This window comes from Actinobaculum suis (assembly GCF_900618115.1).
Classification (GTDB): Bacteria; Actinomycetota; Actinomycetes; order Actinomycetales; family Actinomycetaceae; genus Actinobaculum; species Actinobaculum suis.
Genome location: NZ_UYIO01000001.1, coordinates 1,483,396 through 1,503,119 on the forward strand (window position 1 = coordinate 1,483,396; position 19,724 = coordinate 1,503,119).

Genomic DNA, 19,724 nt, shown 5'->3' on the forward strand with positions numbered 1-19,724 from the left:
TCTTTATATTCGCGGCGCCGGAAAACACGCCGCCGGCATTTTCTACTCCTTTGCCCAGCTACACACGCCAGGTAAACGGGTTTATTCTTCCGGGGCCTTCCGGCGCAGGCGTTGCAAACCCGCGGAAACGTGTTCGCGGGTTTGCCGCAGGCGCGCACTCACCCCGCGCTTGGCCCGCAAAGCTACCTGCAAAGCCTGGTAGAGACGGCGATGCACAGGCACGTCCCAAGCGGCAGCTACCGGCGTTATCTCCTCCGAGAACTTGGTTTTGAACCGCGTGACCCCAACCAGTTGCGGTGCCAAATCTGAATCGATCCCCATGAGGTCGAATACTTCCACGCCGGCCTTCGCTAATTCGCAGGCCATGAACCACACCAGCAAATCCGGTGCGCCCGCTTGCCGGCCAGTAGCCGAGGAAGCCGCATAGTAGTACGTGGCCAAGCGGTCCGTTTTGGTCACAATCCCCCAGCACACCGCTTCTCCCGCAATTCGCACCGTGTACAGGCGGGCATGTTCAGGCCCTAACGCTTCCAGCATTCGCTCGTAGGTGGCTTGCTCGTTAATCCCGAAAGAATCGCGCTCCCCGGTTTCTACTAGCAACTGGTAGAGCTCCCCAAAATCATCGCCCGCTTTTGCGGTTTCATCCGCCGCTACCAGCTCGGTATTGCGCAAAGCTTTACGCACATCGCGCCGCCCTCGTTTTTTGAAAGAAGCTAGCAGAGCTTCTTCTCCCTGGGTCAGATCCAGCAAAACCGTGCGATTAAAAGTCACCGACTGCAACAAGGGCTGTAAATCCGTATCGCGGTGGAGCATATGCATACGCACAAATGCGATATGTGGAGATTCCGCGCGCACGATCCGCACTAGTTGCGTGCGGAAAGCTTTCTCTTCAGCCGGGCTGGGTTCCTTCCCCGCCCACACCGGGCCATGCTTGGCCCACAGATAGGTAAAGCCCCGCCCCTGCATCGAAGTCAAAGAAATAAAGGCACGAGCTACGCCATCGCACGTCCACACTAACCGCTTCCACGGGGTGCGCCCGGCCACAGACGCTTCAAAAGCATCCCACTGCGGCATTTGTTCGAGCGGAAGGTTCACCTGCGCCTTCTGCGCCGCAGCCAGAAACGTCGAATCATCCACATCTATAAATGCGCTCGCTACCATACCGCCATCCTACCGGCGCGCCCCGACCTAAAGGAGGTAGCTCGCCGCTATCGTAAAAATGTGTCGCACATCGAAGCACCCAATGACTTCCTCAAGGCGCTGGGAAGCCTTCGCGGTCACGTGTTCCGGCAAGAGATACACGTCACACAAATTCCTCCACCGCGTGGCCTGGCGCCCTGGGCGGTAGCCTTACGGGCAGAAATAAACGAATCCGCAGCGTCAGATCCCGCATACTACCGTGGGAGTGCACGTTTCATAGTCCTTTATGATCCGGACGGGCAGGCGGGCTGGAATGGTCCGTGTCGAATCGTGTGCCAAATAACGGTACCCATTGATTTAGATATGTGTACCGACCCACTCTTTGGCGAAATGGTGTGGGAACGGTTAGCCGACGCTTTACACCAACACGAAGCTCCGTACCATAGTTTATTGGGTACTGTGACCAGGGTTTATAACGAAACTTTTGGTGGCATGGACCTGCAAGAGGACAGTAACCAGCTAGAATTACGTGCCTCTTGGAGTCCGGAAGATCCTGACCTTTCCGGGCACCTTTCCGCGTGGGCAGATTTTATTGCCTCCGCTGCCGGGCTTGCTCCCGAAGGCGTGGTTTTTCTGCGCCGGCGCTAAAACCAATCTGAGGACAGAAAGCTACATACCATTTTGAAAACATCGCCTCGCAATTCCGAACCAAATCGCGGGCACAGCACACGTAAATCCGGTGCGCCTAAAACGAGCAGGAAGTCTCCCCGCACGAACGCTCCTGGCAGGAATGCTTCCGGCACAAACGCCCCAGGCACGAACATTCGCACTACGAACCTTTCCGGTACAGGCGCCGCCAATACCACGGCCCGCGCGGCACGCATTTGCGGCACTAACGAGCCTAGCGTGCCGCAAACTATCGGCCCTACCGCCCATGTAGTTAGCGTGAGTGGCCCGCAGCCCAGTGTCGAAGATTTCCGCAATCCGGAACCGGTACCCAATCCGGTGCCGCTAGACGCCCCGCGCGAGGGAATCCCGCCGCTCACCCAGTCTCCTGCGCAGCTCGCGCAAGCGGTGGCGGCTTTGCGGGCCGGTACCGGGCCTTTTGCGATCGATGCGGAACGGGCTATGGGTATTCGTTATACCGCGCGTGCCTACCTGGTACAGATCCGCCGCGCCGGTGCCGGTAGCTTCCTGTTCGACCCGGTTGGCAACGAAACCCGTTTTGGCCCGCTCGCCCAAGTTTTGACCACCGACGAGTGGATTTTGCATGCCGCCGACCAAGATCTTCCTTGCCTGCGCGAACTCGGACTGGCCTGCCCGAAACTTTTCGACACCGAAATCGCCGGCATGATCCTCGGTTTCGAACGTCTTTCCCTACAGTGGATGGTCGAAACCCTGCTCGGTTTCCGGCTCGCGAAGGAATACGCAAACTCCGATTGGTCGCAACGCCCACTTTCTGCTGACCTGCGTTCTTACGCGGCCCTCGACGTAGAGTTACTTATTCCCTTGCGGGAGCGTTTGCTGGAAATGCTCGACGACGCCGGACGCACCGAATGGTGCGCCCAGGAATCGGAGCATGTACGCACGGCTCCGCCCAAGAAACCCAGCCCGGATCCGTGGCGCAAGATTACTAAGTCTGCCAATATTAACGATCCGCGCACTTTGGCAATCGCCCGCGAATTATGGCGGGCGCGCGAAGAGATTGCCCGGCAGGCAGATATTGCGCCGGGCCGGGTGCTTGCCAACAAGGCTTTGGGAGCTTTGGCAGCCCGCCGGCCGCGGTCTTTGGCTGATGTGCGAAATGCGCCGATGCTACGCCGGGGCAGTAAAAAGAAGTATGCGGCAAAACTCTGGGAGGGCGTGGCCCGGGCGTGGAAGCTTTCCGAATCGGAACTTCCACCAAAACGACTCCCTCAGTCCAGTAGTTTCCCCACTTCTCCGGGTAATTGGAACCGGCACAATGAGCACGCGGCGGAACGCTGGGTGCTCGTGCGTGATGCCGTGCGCGGCCGGGCCGCAGAACTGGGCATCCGGCAAGACGTATTGCTCAAGCCGGCCACCCAAAAAGCTTTGGCCTGGTATGGCTGGAAGAAACGCGGCCTCGAAAACGAACTGGCCGATCTGGGAGCGCGGCCCTGGCAAATTGCCCAGGCCGCGCCCGCTATCGCCGCTGCCTTCTCCTAAACCAAACTAGCCCGGTGCCGCAGCTTACGTCTGATCCGGGCGAGCCGATGCACCGTACGAGCCCAGCGCCGGCGCCGCTTTCCCAAAAGTTGCGCCCGCCGGCCGCTCCCATACCAGTTACTCCCGCCGGCCACTCCCCTGCCTGGTTACGCGAGGGTGGTAACCACTTCGAAGTGGTGGGTGTTTGGGAACATGTCCAGCGAGTGCATGGCCACTACCCGCCGGCCTTGGTTCACCATCGTGGCTACATCGCGGGCCATGGCGGCCACATCGCAAGAAATCAGTACGATCCGGCGTGCATCGCAAGCCGCCGCCGCTCCAGCACCGTCAATTCCCAGGCCGGTACGCGGCGGATCGGCAATCAAAATATCGGTGCCGTACCCTTCCCGTTCAATCAAGCGGGGCGTGATCTTCGCCGTCGTCACCTGCCCGCGCGGATAATCCCGCAAGTTAGCGCGTGCCGCTTCCACGGACAAACGATTGCCTTCCAAACCGCGTACGGTTCCTGCCACCGCTCCCGCGTCCGCAAAATCTTCGCCCGCAGTTTCGCCTGCCGCGCCCGCGCTTTCGCCTGCCGCACCAGCATTTTCTCCTGCTGCGCCCGTCGCGCTACCGCCAGCTACCGCCCGGGCTAAAGGCGCGGTGAACAGGCCGGCTCCGGCATAAAGTTCGAGCACGTGATCTCCCACTTGCACGCCCGCCTCGCTGATTACCAGTTCGCTAACCGCACGGGCCGCTTCCCGGTGGATTTGCCAAAAACCATCCGCTCGCACCCGGTAAGTGTAGGTATGCCCGGCAATTTCCACTTTTTCGGTGACGAAAGGAGTTTCGGTATCGCGGCCCTGGGCATCTACCACCCGCTTATCTACCACAATTACTGGTGCAGAGGCCGAGGGCGCTACCGCTTTTACGCGGGTGCCCGCATTGAAACGCCAACCCAGCTCCTGGGCTTTTACGCCCACCAAACCAAGTTCCACGATTCGCGGGTCCGCAATCGGCAACTGCGCAAGCGCAATCACATCATGGGTGCCTTCCCGGTACATGCCCAACCGGCCGCGCCGATCCGCCGTCAAATCCACGCGGGTACGCGTATGCCAACCGTGCGATTCGGTATCCCCCGCAAAGGCTTCCACGCGCGGTTCGATTCCTTGCGCGGCGAGATGGTCGGTTAGTTCTTGCCCGCCAATGCGGCGGATTTGGGAACGCAAAACCCGGGTTTTCCATTCTTGTTGCCAGGAAAATTCCACGTGCCCCAAATCGGCTCCGCCTACGCCTCCCGGGCCTGCTTCCGGCCACGGGTGCGCCACCCGGTGCGGGGAAGGATCGCCCACCACTTCGTACGCGTCACCTTTCAGGTAGCGTTTCTTTTCCTCCGTCACGTGTACTTTCACGGTTTCGCCGGGAAGGCCGAAACGTACCATGGCGGCACGCCCGTCCGGGGCACGCCCGATCGCCACTCCGCCGTGGCCTACGTCTGTGAGTTCAACCTCTATCATTTCTGCCTTTCCTGAGCGGCCTTCCCGCCCGAGCTTTTTGGGGTTTATTCTCCGCCATCTTCGAGTAAATATGGCACTTGCACAAACATTACCCGTGCCTCGCCGGCCAGGTCGCTAAAAATCCGGGGTGTGGTGCGGCCCTGGAAATTTCGTTGCCACGCATTTTGCAAAACCACGCGCGGCAAAATTACCATCACCACATCGCGATCATGGCGCCGCAAAATCTCCCGCACGTATTCTGTGAGCGGCTTGCGGGTAGGCCCGGCCGGCCGGCCCAATACCGTCAAACTCACCGGCAAATCGGCTTCTTGCCAATCTTTGCGCAAACGCTCTGTAGCGGCCGGGTCAAAATCGACCGTAATAGCCGTCAAGCTTGCTGCCCGCAAACCTCGCGCGTAGGTCACGGCGCGCAAGGCCGGCAAGTCCAAAGTAGAAACTACAACGACGGCGTGGATTCGCACCGGTAACGCCCGGCCTTCAGATAAATCTTGGGGCGCCAAGCGGGCAGACATTTTGCCACGGCGGCGCCGGGTGAGCAAAATGAGCGCGGTTGGTACCAGAAGTGCTACCAGAGAAAGCCCCGTCCACACCGGTTGCAAAATCATGATCATAACCAGCAACGCCACCGTGGCCAGGCTTAGCAAAGCGAAAGTCCACACGCTTTCATAACCGGCTCGCCGTTCGTCTTTGCGTTCTGATTCTTGCAGTACGCGCCGGCCGCGGACGAAAATACCGAGTGCGGTAAGCCCAAATCCAATAAACGAGACAAAAACGAAAGCGGCCACGCCCGCGTACGTCGTCGTCAAAAAATTACCGAGGAAAGCCGCAAGCACGGCCGCTACCGCTACCACTACGCGCCGCGGGATAACCGCTTCCGTGGAAGCCAGGCTGCGTGCCAACATACCGTCGATCGCCAGGCTACGTAACAGGCGCGGCAAGCGATCATAAACTGCTAAAGCACAGGCCACCGCTAGCAAAGCAAAAGCGCCCGCAGCAATCGCCTGGCCTACCGGCCCCCAGACCGCGGCCGCCATTACCAAAGTGGGCATACCCACCGGCCAGGTAGCAATCCCGAACTGCGCGGCCACATAAAACGTGAGAACTATATAGATCGTGGCGATAGCAAAAGTGGCACGCAAGAAACTACTCGGTACCCGTTTATTACGCGCCCCCGGCGTCACCCGCTCGGCACACAGCCACATTAGCGCGGCCGGGCAACACATGACCACGAAAGTCTGCAAAACCGGGTGGCGTACCGAAACTTCGCCGCCACGTTCCACGCGGTTCGTAACCAGGGTGCTTAAACTAATTGAACCGGTAGCTTCCTGAATAAGCGCGGTCACCAGCAAAGCCGTGAGAACGGTGAGGGCCAGGGCGGTAGCACCTATGGTGAAACGCCAGTTGATCCGCCACCGCAACATCACCGGAACCGCCAAGATAATTGTGACCGGAATGATAATGATCCGGCCGTCGAATTCCAACGGGGTCACCGCATTGACCACCAGCGCGAGCGTGCCACCGGCAAGCACAATTAAGAGCACATATGCGATGAATTTCACGGCCGCTACCACCACTCCAGCGGCCGGGGCCACGTAACGCGAGGCGATCGTGTGTGAGGCCGTATCCGGAGTGAGTTTTGCGATCTTGTTTAGCGCGATGTCTACCACAATAAGGACTGCCAGGCCGGCAAGTCCCGCTATCCCCACGAGGACGGGTTCGGCGTAGGTGGCGGATCTTTGCACGCTTCGGGGCAGGATTAATACCACGAGCGCGGCCAGGGCGATTACCCCGGAAGCGCTGCCCGCGCGGAATCGAGTTTGCTGTGCCATCACTAGCACAGGGTAGTCTGTTTGCGTGCATTTCGTGATTATGGGGTGCGGCCGGGTCGGCTCTAGCCTGGCTCGCGAACTCACATCTATGGGGCATTCAGTAGCTATTATTGATCAAGATCCGGAAGCGTTCCGCAAACTGCCGGAAGATTTCCCTGGTCAGCAGGTGACCGGGGTGGGGTTTGACCGGGAGGTGCTAATTCGTGCCTCCATTGAGGAAGCGGCGGGTTTTGCAGCAGTCTCTTCCGGTGATAATTCCAATATCATTGCGGCGCGGGTGGCGCGGGAAACCTTCGGGGTTACCAATACGGTGGTGCGCGTGTATGACCCTTCGCGCGACGCCGTTTTTGAGCGCCTTGGTTTTGACACCGTTCCTACCGTGCGGTGGACGGTAGATCAGGTGTTGCACCGGCTCATCCCCCTGGGCCCGCACCGCGTGTTTAATGACCCCGTAACCGGGATTTCGCTCATTGAAGCCGATCTTGATCCTTCCTGGTATGGCCGGCCGGTTGCGGCCTTGGAAGCGGCCACCCAGGCCCGGGTGGGCTATCTGCAACGCGGCTCGCGCGGGTTGATGGTGAACGAAGAAACAATTATTCAAGACGGCGATATTGTGAAACTTGTGGTTCCGGCTGAACGTGCCAGCGGGGTACAACACGTGCTCATGAATAATGCGGATGCGGCCGGGGCGGAAGGTAGCGGCGTTAAAGATGCTGCGGGTGCGGCACAGAAGCACGGCTGGTAGGAGCGAGCGATGAAAATTTTGGTGGTGGGCGCCGGAGCGGTAGGCCTTTCCGTGGCCCGCGAACTTACTGCTTCCGGTAATGAAGTGTCGATTATTGACAAAAAGCCTTCGGCGATGCGGATTTCTTCCGTTCCGGACGCATCGTGGCATTTGGCGGATGCCGGTGAACCGCCCGCGTTAGCGGAAGCAGGAGCTGGGGACGCCGATATTGTGGTAGCCGCAACCGGGGACGACAAAGCTAACCTCGTGGTCTCTTTGCTAGCAAAAACCGAATTTGGGGTAGACCGCGTGATTGCCCGCGTCAATAATCCGCGCAATGAATGGCTGTTTAATGATTCTTGGGGTGTGGACGTAACGGTTTCGACCCCGCGAATCATGGCTTCTTTGGTAGAGGACGCAGTGGCCGATGGCTCTTTGGCACAAGTGTTGAGCTTCCACCAGTCCGGAGCTGCCATGTGGCAGGTTACAGTTTCCGAAGGCGCCCCGGTAATTGGGAGCACAGTGCGCTCCCTCGTGCTTCCGGCAGGGGTAATAGTAAATGCGATCGTGCGTGATGGGATGCCGGTTAATGCCGACCCTGATTTGGTGTTTGCGGCCGCCGACCAAGTGCTATTCCTCGCCGGTCCGGAAGCCGCAGATATAACCGAACTGCAAAGCCTGTTCCTCCCCGCCAGCGAAGATACGGCCGGGCCTGCCAGCCCCAGCGCGCAAGGTGCTCCCGGGACCGGTGCGAGTGCAGGTGTCAATCCTGCAGCCGAATCACGCAATTAGAATCCGGGGCCCTGCTAAGAGGGTTGTTCGAGCACGGTGTAGCGCGGGTTGTAGGCCAGGCCCGGGCGGTTGGCGGAATGCACGGCGTCGAAAAGAATGCGCGAACCTACCTGGATACAACGTATATCGCGCCGTCCCAAAAAACACAGGGTGACCGGCACGCCCGCGGTGGTATGCACATGTACTTGTACCGCCGGGTTCGGGCCGGCGCCCGGGTAGGTTATGGCGGTAACTTCACCTTCTGCGCGCAAACGCGCCACTGCTAGCGGACCTCGCTAATTTCCGGGCCGCGCACCGGCAAGTTCTGGGGCGAATTACCTGCTCCCTGGCCTCCTGCCGCTTCGGTCGCGGCTTCGGCGTCGGCTTCCGCGGGAGAAGTAGGTAGCTGCAAGGGAATTAGTTCGCGTACGGGTAACGGGCGCGAACCACGCACGACGACGAGGTCGTCCAGCACTTTGTGGGAAACTTCGGCGGCCACCTCGTTATTGAGGGCGGCCTTGCCAGTCAGGCCAATCCGCAACAGCCACCGCGGCCCATCAATACCGAGGAACCGTACCGGCACGCGAGTTTTTTCATTTGGCCCGGGCATCATCGCCCGCAACTCTTTCCCGTATTCGCCTTCTACTTCCGTGAAACGGCCCCCTTGCGCCACAATCGACTGGGCTACGTCGGCGCGCACGGAATCCCAAATTCCAGCCGATTTCGGCGCGGCAAAAGCTTGCAATTGCACACCGGAATCTTCGAACTGGTAAACCACTCCGAGCACCGTCTGCTTATTGCGATCCACCGAGAACTGTAATTTGGCACCAGGAACCGGCGGTAACAAGAGACTTCCTGCATTCACCCGATCGGGATTTTCTGGAGCATCTGCCTCATCATAGGGCCCCGGCCCGGCCACTTCCGGACTGTCGGCCACAACCGGGCTCTCCGCTGTTTCCGCTGCTTCGTCCGTCTTCTTCTTCCGGCGCCAAAAAAGCCTCATATCGTCCTTCCTCAGTCCTCGCTGCTGCACCATTGCACAGCCCTTGCCTTGTGCAACCCCAACGCGCTTTCACTTTGCCAGCAACTGTGCCCGTGCGGGCAACCTGCAGGCATTACTGAAACCGGTCTGCACGCTATCGCACGTACCTTGGCTTTCCCAGTAAGCCCGGAAGCTTTCCGGTCGGCCACACGCTTTTCTCGTAAGCGCTTGGCCCTAGCCTAGCGACAAGTATGCCACCGCAAGCAGGGCCTTCCGATTAGGCCAGCACTGCCACACAGTAGTGCGCGCCACCGCACCAGCCCGCGCTGTCACACAGTAGTGCGCGCCACCGCACCAGGCCCGCGCTGTCAACTTGGCCCGCGCTACCCAACTTGGGTAGTGCGCGCCATCGCTACCACACAATGGACCACACAGTGCGCGCTAGCCTGCACGTGGGTGAGTTTAGAAAGCGCAATCCATGCACACCGGCAAACCATCTTCCATATGGTCGAGCTGGGAGCGGTGGTGAACTAGGAAGCACACCGAGCAGGTGAACTCATCATCTTGCGCGGGGATAACGTTGACGGAAAGCTCCACATTGGAAAGATCCGCGCCCGGGAGCTCAAATCCCTCCGCGGCTTCTACTTCATCTTCGTCAACATTGCTGGACTGATCTGATTGGCTGGTGAGTTGCTGAAGGGATTCTTCGCGCAGGCCCTCATCCTTATTGCGCGGTGCATCGTAATCAGTTGCCATCTGCTATTCACGCTCCATCCATGTGTAGCATTCTTGGGTTCTAACAGGGCGCACGCTACGCGCCGCTCGGTCTGCTACCTTAACGCGGCGAGCACCACATTGTTCCCTCATTAATTCGTAATCGCGCGCTCAGTGTAACAGCGCTTTCCCGAAATGCAAACGAATGTCTCGCCGGCGAAACTTTTTGGGCTAACCCACACGGCTTCCTTCCGTGTGTTCAGCAGGTTTTTGCCGGCCTTTTGCTCGCCCGCAAACGGCCACCGCGTGTGTAGCCCGTACCAAGGTCCCTGGATTTAGATACCGTCCCGAGAGAGCCACAGGTAGTTATGTGTTGGGACAGGTAGTTAAGTGTTGGGGTACTGAACGGATTTTGAAAAATCTAGGACGTGGGTCGGAGGTGAAAGCGCTTTGGGGCGGGTAGAAGCACTTAAATATGGCGAACACACCGCCTAGCATTTGCCAGTTTCGTGGCGTTAAATGGCAGTCTTGGATGAGATAAATGCGTGAGTTACAAAGGGATGACATGAAGAAGCTCGAACTCCTCGGTTTACAGCCAGACGGGGAAAACCTCACTCTTAATGATGAGGACGGAAACCGTTACGTTCTTCCTGTAACGGATGATCTTCGAGCCATGCTCCGCAAAGACAAATCTCCGCAAACGCTGGCAGCTGAACCGGCCCGGCAAATGACGCCGCGCGAAATCCAAGCTTTGATTCGTGAGGGACGCACAATTGACGAAGTTTCTGATCTTTCCGCTCTCCCACCCTCGCGGGTTTCGGCGCTGGCAGGGCCGATCGAAGCGGAGCGTGACTATACGGCACGGCAAGCTCGCGCCTATCCGGTAAGTGAAGAATCGGGGGCCTTCACCGTGGAAGAGCTCGTAACTTCCCGGCTTTTGGCCCGCGGTGTCCAGCCGGAAGAAATCCAGTGGGACGCTACTCGCAAACACGGCTTCCCGTGGGTCCTTTATGCTCGTTTCACTTCCGGCGGGATCGACCGCGAAGCGGTGTGGAATATTGACCAAGATAATCGGCGGATCGAAGCGCTCAATGACGAAGCGTCTTGGCTTTCGGAAACCTCGCTCACTGCCGACGCCGGTCCGTGGCGCCCGGCTAACACTCCCCCGGTGGATACCGGCACGCTTTACACTTTCCCGCAAACTGCTTCCACTCCCGCCACTACTTATGGCGGGCCGGGCCAGCCCCCAGCTCCCGAGGTACCTGGCATCCGCGCAGAAGAACTCACCGAGATTTCCGGGCAGGCAGCAAGCCCAGGCGGCGCGCAAAGCCCCGCCTACTCCTGGGAGACTGGTGATGTAGACGCGGCAAATCTTGCTGCCGAAGCGGAAAGGCGGATGCGGCCTTCCTCCACTATTGATGAAGTGTTGGCCTCTTTAGATCGCCAGCGGGGCATCAGCCGCCCCATGCCCGATGCGGATAATGACGTGGCACCAGATGAGTTCGACGGCGCACATCGCGCCCCCGAACAGATCTACGCCAAAGATGCCACCGAAGGCGACGGGCACCCCGCGGAAGTTCTCCCCTTGCGGCCCCGCGGGCATCAAGAAACGGCTAGTGCTACTAGTACTAGCGCTAATAGTGCCACCGCCGCGGCGGGCACCGAAGCTACAGCTAATCTAAGCGATGCTGCCCTAAACGACGCTGACCTGGCCGGCGCCGAAACTGCCGCCGCTACTACCAGTACTGGGATCCCGGCCGTTACTGGCCAGGTGGATGCCACGGCCGCTTCTGCGGCTCGGGCAGATGCCATAGCCCGGCATCCAAGTACCATTTCGGCATCGCATCACGGCGCTGGGAAAGGCCTGCGTTCGCGGGCAGCTCGCGGTAGCCGGCAAAAGTTCTTCTCCCGTTCCGGTACCGCTACAGGCAGTAACGCACCCGGTGCTAACGGAAGCGAAAACAGCCCGGCCAGTGGGCACAGCCCGGCCGGTGCGCCCAGCGCAGCGAGCGGAGTAAGTGCCGGTAGCGGCAGTAGCGCGGCAAGCGGACTTAGCGCGGCAAGTGCCGCAAGCACCGCAGCTCCCGCTACGGCCGCACGTGGTACCACCAAGCCCGGAAGCGATGAAGAGGCTGCCCAGCGCCGGCAAGACGCCGGGGCACAAACCGGTCAGCAGGCCGCCGTTCGCACGCAAGAACAACCGAAGAAATCTTCGCGCCGGCGGGACCGGCCAGAAATGCCCAGCTGGGACGAAATCGTTTTCGGTAAGAAAAAGTAAGCAACAGCAGGCATCTGCCTAGGCTTCGCTCATGATCCACGGGACGAGCATTTCTTGCTCCGTGACCGAGCCGTGCACGCCCCGCATGAAACTTTGGCCCGGCGTGCGCGTACGGGAATCAATCAAGGATAAATCCCCGTACTGGTAGGAAATCACGTCACCCAATACTTGCCGGGAAAACTCCGTAACTTGCGGACCATACAGGCCTTGCGCGATTGCTTCCGCTTTCGTAAAAACTGCGGCATCCTCTCCTAAATAGTCCCGCCACCGCATCGCAATAGCGGCCGGATCTACACCCGGTTCGGCATATACGTGCACGCCCCGCTCTTCTCCCGAAGTAACGGCAATCCCTTCCCGTAAAGGTGCGACCGCGGCAATATCAATCCGCTCTCCCACATCCACCATGCCGTGGTCTGCAGTCACCGCAATCCGCGTCCCGGAAGGCAAAGCCCGGCGCAGTTCCCCAAGCCCTCGATCTAGTTCTTCTAAAGCATGAGTCCACGCTTCGGAAGCAAAACCTTCCCCGTGGCCGGCATGATCTACCTCCGACCAATAAAACACGCCAACTTTTCCGCCGTCGTGCATAAAAAACTGGCGGGCCGCGCGCACCCGAGCATCCAAACCATCCGCCCCCACATGCCGCATACCTTTCCACGCCGCACGCGTGAGCGGCGAATTAGCAAACCGCCGATCCTGAATAATTGCTACGCGCTCACGCTCGGCTGGTTCCAAAAGCTCTGCCACGCCCGGCACCGGTTGCCACTCTTCCGGCTCATAACCCGCATCCTGCCAGCTCAACAAGCTGAAACTGCGGCCGGTGCGCGGGGAACGCAAAGCATAAGAAAGCATGGAAGTAGCGCCCGGCAAAGTGCCGGTACCAATAGTGGTAAGCGCCGCCGCGGTAGTGGAAGGGATAGTCGAATAGAGCGGGGAAAGATGCTCCCACCCCCGCAAATTCGGGGCATAGCCGAGCCGGGCTTGCAGGTTCTCAAACCCCAAACCATCCACGAGCACAATGCACACGCGCGGTGCGCCGCCAAGATCTAGTGCGGCCGCATCGGCCCGGCACCTTTCCCAGGTCACTTCATTTGCTGCCGCTGGCGCGGAGGTGGTTGCCGCCGGCACGGAATTGGTTACGGAGACCGCGGGAGTAGTTGCGGAGGTGGTAGCACCGGAATTGGCCGGTGCGGAGGCAGTTGCGCCGGTGTGGGGCGCCGGCGTCGAAAAAGTAGCGCCGAGAGCAGCGGAAAGTACCCGGGAAATCGAACGCGAGGCAGGCGGCAAAAAACTCATGCCCCTAGCCTAGCCTCGTCGTATTTCTCACGCCCGCCCGTATTTCGCCGCGCGTGCCTTCTTCTCCCATTGCGCGCGATTTCAGGAGATAATGCAGTAATGGCGCAAAAAGGTTCAGCTTCAGTCTCCGAGCATATTGTCGATATTAGTGTTTCTGATGAGATGCGCACATCCTTCCTCGAATATTCGTATTCGGTGATTTATGCGCGTGCCCTGCCCGATGCGCGTGACGGGCTCAAACCCGTGCAACGGCGGATCTTGTATCAGATGGGCCAGATGGGGTTGCGGCCAGAAAAGGGCCACGTAAAATCCTCGCGCGTGGTAGGCGACGTGATGGGTAAATTGCATCCGCACGGGGATACCGCGATTTATGACGCCATGGTGCGGCTCGCCCAACCGTTTACGATGCGCCTCCCCCTCGTCGATGGGCACGGAAACTTTGGTTCGCTCGACGACGGCCCGGCCGCTTCCCGATATACGGAAGTGCGGCTCGCCCCCGCGGCTTTGGGCATGCTCGACAGCTTGGATGAAGACACCGTGGATATGGTGCCGAATTATGACAACACTTTGCTCCAGCCGCAGGTGTTGCCCGCCGCGATACCGAACCTGCTAGTCAATGGCTCTTCCGGGATTGCGGTGGGAATGGCAACAAATATGCCGCCCCACAATTTGGTGGAAGTAATTGCCGGTGCCAAATATTTGTTACAACACCCGGACGCTACGGTGGATGACCTTATGCGTTTCATTCCCGGCCCGGACCTGCCGGAAGGCGGGCGGATCGTGGGTTTGGATCCTATCCGCCAAGCCTACGAAACCGGGCGGGGTACTTTCCGGATGCGGGCCACGGCGAAGATCGAAAAAATTTCGGCCCGCAAACGCGGCATCGTCTTTACCGAACTGCCCTACCTGGTGGGCCCGGAAAAGGTAATCGACCGGATCAAAACCCAGGTGCAAGCCAAGAAGCTCAAAGGCATCTCGAATGTGCAAAACCTTACCGACCGCCACCACGGCACCCGGCTCGTCGTCGAAGTAAAAACCGGTTTTAATCCCGACGCCGTACTAGCCCAGCTCTACCAACACACGCCGCTGGAAGATTCCTTTGGGATAAACAATGTGGCTTTGGTAGATGGCCATCCGCGTACGCTCGGCCTAAAAGAACTCTTGCAGGTTTATATCGACCACCGGATTGATGTGGTACGCCGGCGCAGCAAATTCCGGCTCAATAAGGCCCGCGAAAACCTGCATTTGACGGAAGGCTTGCTAATTGCGGTACTCAATATTGATGAAGTGATTGCCGTAATCCGTTCCTCCGAAGATACGGCGGCCGCCAAAGCCCGGCTCATGGCCGTTTTTGATCTTTCGGAAGTGCAAGCAGAATATATCCTCGAACTGCGTTTGCGCCGGCTCACAAAATATTCGCAACTCGAATTGGAAGGGCGGCGCGATGAACTCCTAGCTACCATCGCGGATTTGGAAAGCATTTTGGGTTCGCAGGCCCGGCTTGAAGAAACCGTGGCGGATGAGATGACGGAAGTGGCACGCGAATACGGTACGCCCCGGCGCACCGTCCTCCTCGAATCCGAAACCAAGGTGGCCGATATGCCCCTGGAAATTGCTGATGACCCAACCTGGGTGATGCTTTCCGGTACGGGCCTGATCGCCCGCACTACCGGAGCAGATGCTCCGGATAGTGGCCGGCCACGTTCCTCCCATGATGCCTTGATCTCGATTGCGCAGGCTACCGCCCGCGGGCGGATCGGCGTGGTTACCACGGCCGGCCGGGTGATCGCCGTAGACGTAGTGGCCATCCCCGCTGTCCCTGAAAATGCGGGAATCGCTGGTGGTTCGCGCGTCCGCGAACTCGCTTCCCTCGAAAAAGAAGAACAAGCCTTGGCTTTGGTAGAGCTAAGCGGGCCGAATGCGGAAGCCGGCGTTTTAACTTTGGTTACCGCTCAGGGCCGGATCAAACGGCTCTCGGATTCTCACCCAGAAAACCGAGACGTGGCAGAAGCGATCACCCTGGCCGATGGGGACTATGTGGCAGATGCGGCAATCTCTGCCGATACCGACCAACTGGTGATTATCACCTCCGATGCGCAACTATTGCGGTTCGAAGCTTCTTTGGTGCGTCCGCAACGGCGCGCCGGGCAGGGCATTGCCGGTATCCGGCTCAATCCGGGAGCGCGCGTGATCGCCCTCGGGGTGGCTCCCGCCAACGATATTTCCGGGACCATGGTGGTAACCATTGCCGGTAATTCGAGTGCTTTGCCGGGAACTACAGCAGGCAGTGCCAAGGTCACGCCGCTGGATCGTTTCCCGGCCAAGGGCCGGGGCACTATGGGCGTGCGAGCGCACCGTTTCTTGAAAGGCGAAGACGTTTTGACCATCGCCTATGTAGGCCCCGAACCCTTGCGGGCCGTGACCTCCAACGGCAAAGTCGTAGAGCTACCCGAAATTGAAGAACGGCGCGATGCTTCTGGCACCGCGCTAACTAAACCGGTAGCGGCTATTGGCAGATAGCCAGCGGTCCCTGGCTGGTTGCGCTCGGTTTGGTGGCAGGAGGCCGGCTCGGCTTGCTAGCGCAACCGGAGCTGCTTGCCGCCGAAGCAATTTGCCGGGCCGCCGGGCCCATCCGGAGCCGCGCACAGCTGGAGCCGCTCGCGGGGCGTTCGCCGGGCGCTCCTGCGGTTCGCCGGGCGCTCGCCCGGGGCGGCCCGCTCCGCACAAACGACACAGGGCGGCCGGCTCCGCGCAAACGACACAAGGCGGCAGCTTTAGAGTTGTTTCAAGAAGACGCGCGTTTCGGTAGCCGGGGAAAATCCGAGTTTTTTATAGCGGGCCACCCGTTCTGCGGTATCTTCCGGGCCTGTTTTGGCAGCGGCGTCGTTATTGTTTGCGCCGGAGTTATTTTCCCCCGCATCGGCCGCACAGGTGCCCGCATCGGCTGCACGGGAGCCCGCCGGGAAACGGTTAACCGTCACGTCCATGGACGTATACCGCATCCCCGCGGCCTTTTGGGCCGTCATTGAAGCAATTAGCAAAGCCGAAGTGATCTCCGCACCCCCGTGTACGGCCAGTTCATCCACGTAGCCTTCCGGCCAGCCCAAGGTTTCCCAGTCTTGTTCATATTTGGCGGCAATTAGATAGCCGAGTACCCGAGGCCTATCCCCGCGCGTATCCAAAGCCAAAAAGCTCCAATCCCGCGCCAAATAGGTACGCTCCGCGGCCCACTGTTCGGGCGTCATAATCGTATAGTCGAGTTTTTCGGTGTGGAAAGAGTTATGGGTAGCCAAAGCCAGCGCATCATATTTTGGGCTCAGCTCCACCAATTCCACGCCTTTTGGCACCCGCAAGGGCGGCAATTCGTCATGCAAATACCGCCGCATTTGCACGTAGCTATATGCATGTTGGAAACCGAGCGCGGCTAGCTCCAAGGCCCTTTCGCTTTCCCAAGGTTCCACGTGGGTTACCGCTACTGCCGCGGCCGGGCTAGCACTATCTTTTGCCGCGGTCTGGTTCTCAAAATTCCCTAACTCGCCGGCCGCAACTAGTTGCCGGGCTGCCCATAACTGTTGCGAAGCCAATTCGGCTACCAGTTGGTTGTGTGCTTGCGGATGCACCGCCCCGGAAAGAATTACCGAAGGCCGCCCACTGCCCACCCCGAAACTACGCACCAGGCCAAAAGCTACTAGCTCCCCGCCCGGCCCGCGCCGGCCAAACGCATAGTAGGCGCGCGCCGGATCAAAAAAGCTTTCCACTTCTTCAAAAGATGTACGGAAAGGTGCGCCGTCGTGCTTTTGCACCCGGGTAAGAAAGGCATACACTTCCGCCGCGTTAGCCACGGCTATAGGTTCCCAGCCCGCGCTGAGCTCAGGTACATGCGCGGGTTGTGCCGGTGCAGGCATTCATCACCTCGATTTGTGTTTCGGATTCGCGGAAGGTGCGAGAATTGAGCAGCAAATGCGGGGCTTAGGCAAAGCTAAGGCCAAGCTTAAGCGGAGCTTAGGCATGGCTCAGGCAGAGCTTAGGCGGAGCCGCAAGCGCTCGGGGCAGGTTCTAGACTACGCGTCGATGGCTTCCAAAGACACCTTATCGGCGCCTTCCACAATAAACTCGCGGCGCGGTGCCACCTCGGTACCCATCAGCATATCGAAAACCGATTCGGCTTCCTTTAGGGCAGCTTCATCTTCAATCCGGATCCGCCGCAAAGTACGCCGGGCCGGATCCATCGTGGTTTCCGCTAACTGGTTGGCGTCCATCTCCCCCAAACCCTTATAGCGCTGAATTGGTTCTTTATAGGTCCGCCCCGATTTTTCTAGCTTAGCTAGTTCGCGATGCAATTCCTCTTCCGAATAAGTGTAAATGTATTCGCCTTTTTTGCCGCCACGGCCCGCCACTTCGATCCGGTGCAGGGGCGGCACGGCGGCATACACGCGCCCGGCTTCCACCAAAGGCCGCATATACCGGAAGAACAACGTGAGCAACAAAGTGCGAATATGGGCACCGTCCACATCCGCGTCCGTCATCATAATGACCTTGCCATACCGGGCTGCATCCAAATCAAAAGTACGCCCCGAACCGGCCCCCACCACTTGGATAATCGAAGAGACCTCGGCATTACGCAAAATATCGGCCGGAGAAGCTTTTTGCACATTGAGAATCTTGCCGCGGATCGGGAGCAAAGCTTGGTATTCGGAATTGCGGGCCAGCTTCGCTGTACCCAAGGCCGAATCGCCTTCCACAATAAACAGTTCCGCTTGCGCTACTTCTTCTGAACGGCAATCGGCCAGTTTGGCCGGCAATGCCGAGGCTTCCAAAGCGTTTTTGCGCCGCGAAATTTCCTTATGCATCCGCGCGGCCACGCGGGCCCGCATTTCCGCCACGATCTTTTCCAGCAAGCGGGAAGTTTCGGTGCGTTGGTCGCGTTTGCGTGAATCCAGAATCTGTTCGAGCTGGGTGCTAACCACGCGTGAAACGATGCTACGCACCGCGGCCGTACCCAAGATTTCTTTCGTCTGCCCTTCAAACTGTGGTTCATCCAAACGCACGGTAACTACCGCGGTGAGCCCCGCTAAAATATCTTCCTTTTCGATGCGTGGATCGCGGGCCGTAATCTTTAGCCGCCGCGCATTCTTTTCAATGAGCGCGCGCATGGTCCGCACCAATCCGGCTTCGAAACCTTGCTGGTGGGTACCCCCGCCCGGCGTCGCAATAATATTGACGAAGAATTCTTCCTTCGTTTCATACCCGGTGCCCCACCGTAGAGCGATATCGACGGTGCAGGTACGTTCCACTTCTTCGGTTTTCAGGTGCTTCGTCTTTTCGTCCAAGACCTGCGCTTTTTCCGTGAAAGTATCCTCGCCTTGCAAGCGCATAGTGGCCGTGACCGCGGGATCTTCCGCCAAGAAATCCACAAAATCGGTAATCCCGCCCGCATACTGGAAAGTTTCTTCATGCCGGCCGTCTTCTCCCGGCGTGCCTTCCAAACCCCGTTCGTCTACGATCGTGATTTGCAAACTGGGAATCAGGAAGGCGGTTTGCCGCACGCGTTCCACCAGTTCGTCATAGTGGAAATGCGCATCGGAAAGGAAAATTTCCGGGTCTGCCCAGTAGCGTACCCGCGTCCCGGTTTTCTTTTTCGGGGTTTTTCCGACGACGTCCAGCTCCGATTTGTGCGTGAACGGATCAAAAGCGGCGTCTGGCTGGGGTTCTTTTCCGTTATCTTCGAACCGGCCGGGTTCGCCGCGCCGGAACTGCATTTGATAGGTTTTCCCATCCCTATCTACCTGTACGTCCATCCGTGCGGAAAGGGCGTTTACCACGGAAGCACCCACCCCGTGCAAACCGCCCGAAGCGGAATATGAACCGGTGCCGAACTTCCCGCCCGCATGTAATTTGGTATAAACCACTTCCACGCCCGATAGGCCCACCCCGGGAACCGTATCTACGGGTACGCCGCGGCCATTATCGGCAACCTCTACCGAACCATCCGCGTACAGGGTGATCTTGAGCTCGGAAGCATAACCTTCCAAAGCTTCGTCAACCCCGTTATCTATCAGCTCCCACAAGCAGTGCATGAGGCCCCGCGAATCGGTAGAACCGATGTACATGCCGGGCCGCTTACGAACGGCTTCGAGCCCTTCTAAAACCTGCAGATGACGCGCTGTATATGCTTCCGTAGTTGACACGCCCGCCAGTTTACCGAAACTCTTGTTCGAATCGGCCCTCCGCCGCGCGTTTACCCCGCCACCTGGCGCAAACGCGCCGCCAGGACCGGAAAAATAACCCGCCGCGGGCCCAGCACTTAGCC

General features: G+C 59.1%; 15 protein-coding genes. 6 read left to right on the forward strand and 9 right to left on the reverse strand.

Annotation, left to right across the window (positions count from 1 at the left end):
* Window positions 1-81: 81 nt before the first annotated feature.
* Entirely contained in the window at window positions 82-1,161 is a 1,080-nt protein-coding gene (locus H8274_RS06090; RefSeq protein ID WP_185934094.1) for a lipid II:glycine glycyltransferase FemX, read from the reverse strand.
* Window positions 1,162-1,221: 60 nt separating this feature from the next.
* Here H8274_RS06090 and H8274_RS06095 point away from each other — a divergent pair, with 60 nt between their 5' ends.
* A complete protein-coding gene (locus H8274_RS06095) occupies window positions 1,222-1,788 on the forward strand; it encodes a DUF3000 domain-containing protein (RefSeq protein WP_185934095.1) in 567 nt (188 codons plus the stop codon).
* Window positions 1,789-2,046: 258 nt separating this feature from the next.
* Window positions 2,047-3,327: an HRDC domain-containing protein gene (locus H8274_RS06100; protein ID WP_231583153.1), complete on the forward strand. Its 1,281-nt coding sequence runs from the start codon at window positions 2,047-2,049 to the stop codon at window positions 3,325-3,327.
* 146 nt (window positions 3,328-3,473) lie between these two features.
* Here the strand turns inward: H8274_RS06100 and H8274_RS06105 are convergent, their stop codons facing one another.
* Together H8274_RS06105 and H8274_RS06110 are read right to left on the reverse strand one after the other, a co-directional pair.
* Window positions 3,474-4,823, reverse strand: a complete 1,350-nt coding sequence (locus H8274_RS06105) for a class I SAM-dependent RNA methyltransferase (protein ID WP_065415111.1) — start codon at window positions 4,821-4,823, stop codon at window positions 3,474-3,476.
* A 44-nt stretch (window positions 4,824-4,867) separates the two neighbouring features.
* Window positions 4,868-6,655 (reverse strand): APC family permease, encoded by a 1,788-nt coding sequence (locus H8274_RS06110; RefSeq protein WP_141670143.1) that lies wholly within the window; start codon window positions 6,653-6,655, stop codon window positions 4,868-4,870.
* Between the two features lie 22 nt (window positions 6,656-6,677).
* Between H8274_RS06110 and H8274_RS06115 the strand changes: the two genes are divergently transcribed.
* Together H8274_RS06115 and H8274_RS06120 are read left to right on the forward strand one after the other, a co-directional pair.
* Window positions 6,678-7,397, forward strand: a complete 720-nt coding sequence (locus H8274_RS06115; protein ID WP_338067697.1) for a potassium channel family protein — start codon at window positions 6,678-6,680, stop codon at window positions 7,395-7,397.
* Window positions 7,398-7,406: 9 nt separating this feature from the next.
* Window positions 7,407-8,168: a potassium channel family protein gene (locus tag H8274_RS06120; RefSeq protein ID WP_185934096.1), complete on the forward strand. Its 762-nt coding sequence runs from the start codon at window positions 7,407-7,409 to the stop codon at window positions 8,166-8,168.
* 14 nt (window positions 8,169-8,182) lie between these two features.
* Here H8274_RS06120 and H8274_RS06125 read toward each other — a convergent pair whose 3' ends face one another.
* From H8274_RS06125 to H8274_RS06135, 3 genes are all read right to left on the reverse strand, one after another.
* Entirely contained in the window at window positions 8,183-8,428 is a 246-nt protein-coding gene (locus tag H8274_RS06125; protein ID WP_049620102.1) for a hypothetical protein, read from the reverse strand.
* Between the two features lie 2 nt (window positions 8,429-8,430).
* Window positions 8,431-9,150: a DUF3710 domain-containing protein gene (locus H8274_RS06130; protein WP_185934097.1), complete on the reverse strand. Its 720-nt coding sequence runs from the start codon at window positions 9,148-9,150 to the stop codon at window positions 8,431-8,433.
* A gap of 441 nt (window positions 9,151-9,591) precedes the next feature.
* Window positions 9,592-9,885 carry a DUF4193 domain-containing protein gene (locus tag H8274_RS06135; protein WP_049620104.1) on the reverse strand — a complete coding sequence of 98 codons (294 nt, stop codon included), beginning with the start codon at window positions 9,883-9,885 and terminating at the stop codon, window positions 9,592-9,594.
* A gap of 523 nt (window positions 9,886-10,408) precedes the next feature.
* Here H8274_RS06135 and sepH point away from each other — a divergent pair.
* On the forward strand, window positions 10,409-12,121 hold the full coding sequence (sepH, locus tag H8274_RS06140) for a septation protein SepH (RefSeq protein WP_185934098.1): 1,713 nt from the start codon (window positions 10,409-10,411) through the stop codon (window positions 12,119-12,121).
* A gap of 18 nt (window positions 12,122-12,139) precedes the next feature.
* Here sepH and H8274_RS06145 read toward each other — a convergent pair whose 3' ends face one another.
* On the reverse strand, window positions 12,140-13,414 hold the full coding sequence (locus H8274_RS06145; RefSeq protein WP_185934099.1) for an alkaline phosphatase family protein: 1,275 nt from the start codon (window positions 13,412-13,414) through the stop codon (window positions 12,140-12,142).
* A gap of 99 nt (window positions 13,415-13,513) precedes the next feature.
* Here H8274_RS06145 and H8274_RS06150 point away from each other — a divergent pair, with 99 nt between their 5' ends.
* The gene (locus H8274_RS06150; protein ID WP_185934100.1) at window positions 13,514-15,934 is read left to right on the forward strand and encodes a DNA gyrase/topoisomerase IV subunit A; all 2,421 of its coding nucleotides are present in this window, start codon (window positions 13,514-13,516) and stop codon (window positions 15,932-15,934) included.
* A 254-nt stretch (window positions 15,935-16,188) separates the two neighbouring features.
* On the opposite strand, the gene H8274_RS06155 is transcribed toward H8274_RS06150, so the two are convergent.
* Together H8274_RS06155 and H8274_RS06160 are read right to left on the reverse strand one after the other, a co-directional pair.
* Window positions 16,189-17,319 carry a hypothetical protein gene (locus H8274_RS06155; protein ID WP_049620107.1) on the reverse strand — a complete coding sequence of 377 codons (1,131 nt, stop codon included), beginning with the start codon at window positions 17,317-17,319 and terminating at the stop codon, window positions 16,189-16,191.
* A gap of 156 nt (window positions 17,320-17,475) precedes the next feature.
* The gene (locus H8274_RS06160) at window positions 17,476-19,602 is read right to left on the reverse strand and encodes a DNA gyrase/topoisomerase IV subunit B (RefSeq protein ID WP_065415121.1); all 2,127 of its coding nucleotides are present in this window, start codon (window positions 19,600-19,602) and stop codon (window positions 17,476-17,478) included.
* Window positions 19,603-19,724: the final 122 nt, after the last annotated feature.

Coding starts and splice junctions, on each gene's coding strand:
- H8274_RS06155 (WP_049620107.1), bottom strand. CDS start 17,319: ATGCCTGCACCGGCACAACCCGCGCATGTACCTGAGCTCAGCGCGGGC.
- H8274_RS06130 (WP_185934097.1), bottom strand. CDS start 9,150: ATGAGGCTTTTTTGGCGCCGGAAGAAGAAGACGGACGAAGCAGCGGAA.
- H8274_RS06090 (WP_185934094.1), bottom strand. CDS start 1,161: ATGGTAGCGAGCGCATTTATAGATGTGGATGATTCGACGTTTCTGGCT.
- H8274_RS06145 (WP_185934099.1), bottom strand. CDS start 13,414: ATGAGTTTTTTGCCGCCTGCCTCGCGTTCGATTTCCCGGGTACTTTCC.
- H8274_RS06135 (WP_049620104.1), bottom strand. CDS start 9,885: ATGGCAACTGATTACGATGCACCGCGCAATAAGGATGAGGGCCTGCGC.
- H8274_RS06105 (WP_065415111.1), bottom strand. CDS start 4,823: ATGATAGAGGTTGAACTCACAGACGTAGGCCACGGCGGAGTGGCGATC.
- H8274_RS06120 (WP_185934096.1), top strand. CDS start 7,407: ATGAAAATTTTGGTGGTGGGCGCCGGAGCGGTAGGCCTTTCCGTGGCC.
- H8274_RS06150 (WP_185934100.1), top strand. CDS start 13,514: ATGGCGCAAAAAGGTTCAGCTTCAGTCTCCGAGCATATTGTCGATATT.
- sepH (WP_185934098.1), top strand. CDS start 10,409: ATGAAGAAGCTCGAACTCCTCGGTTTACAGCCAGACGGGGAAAACCTC.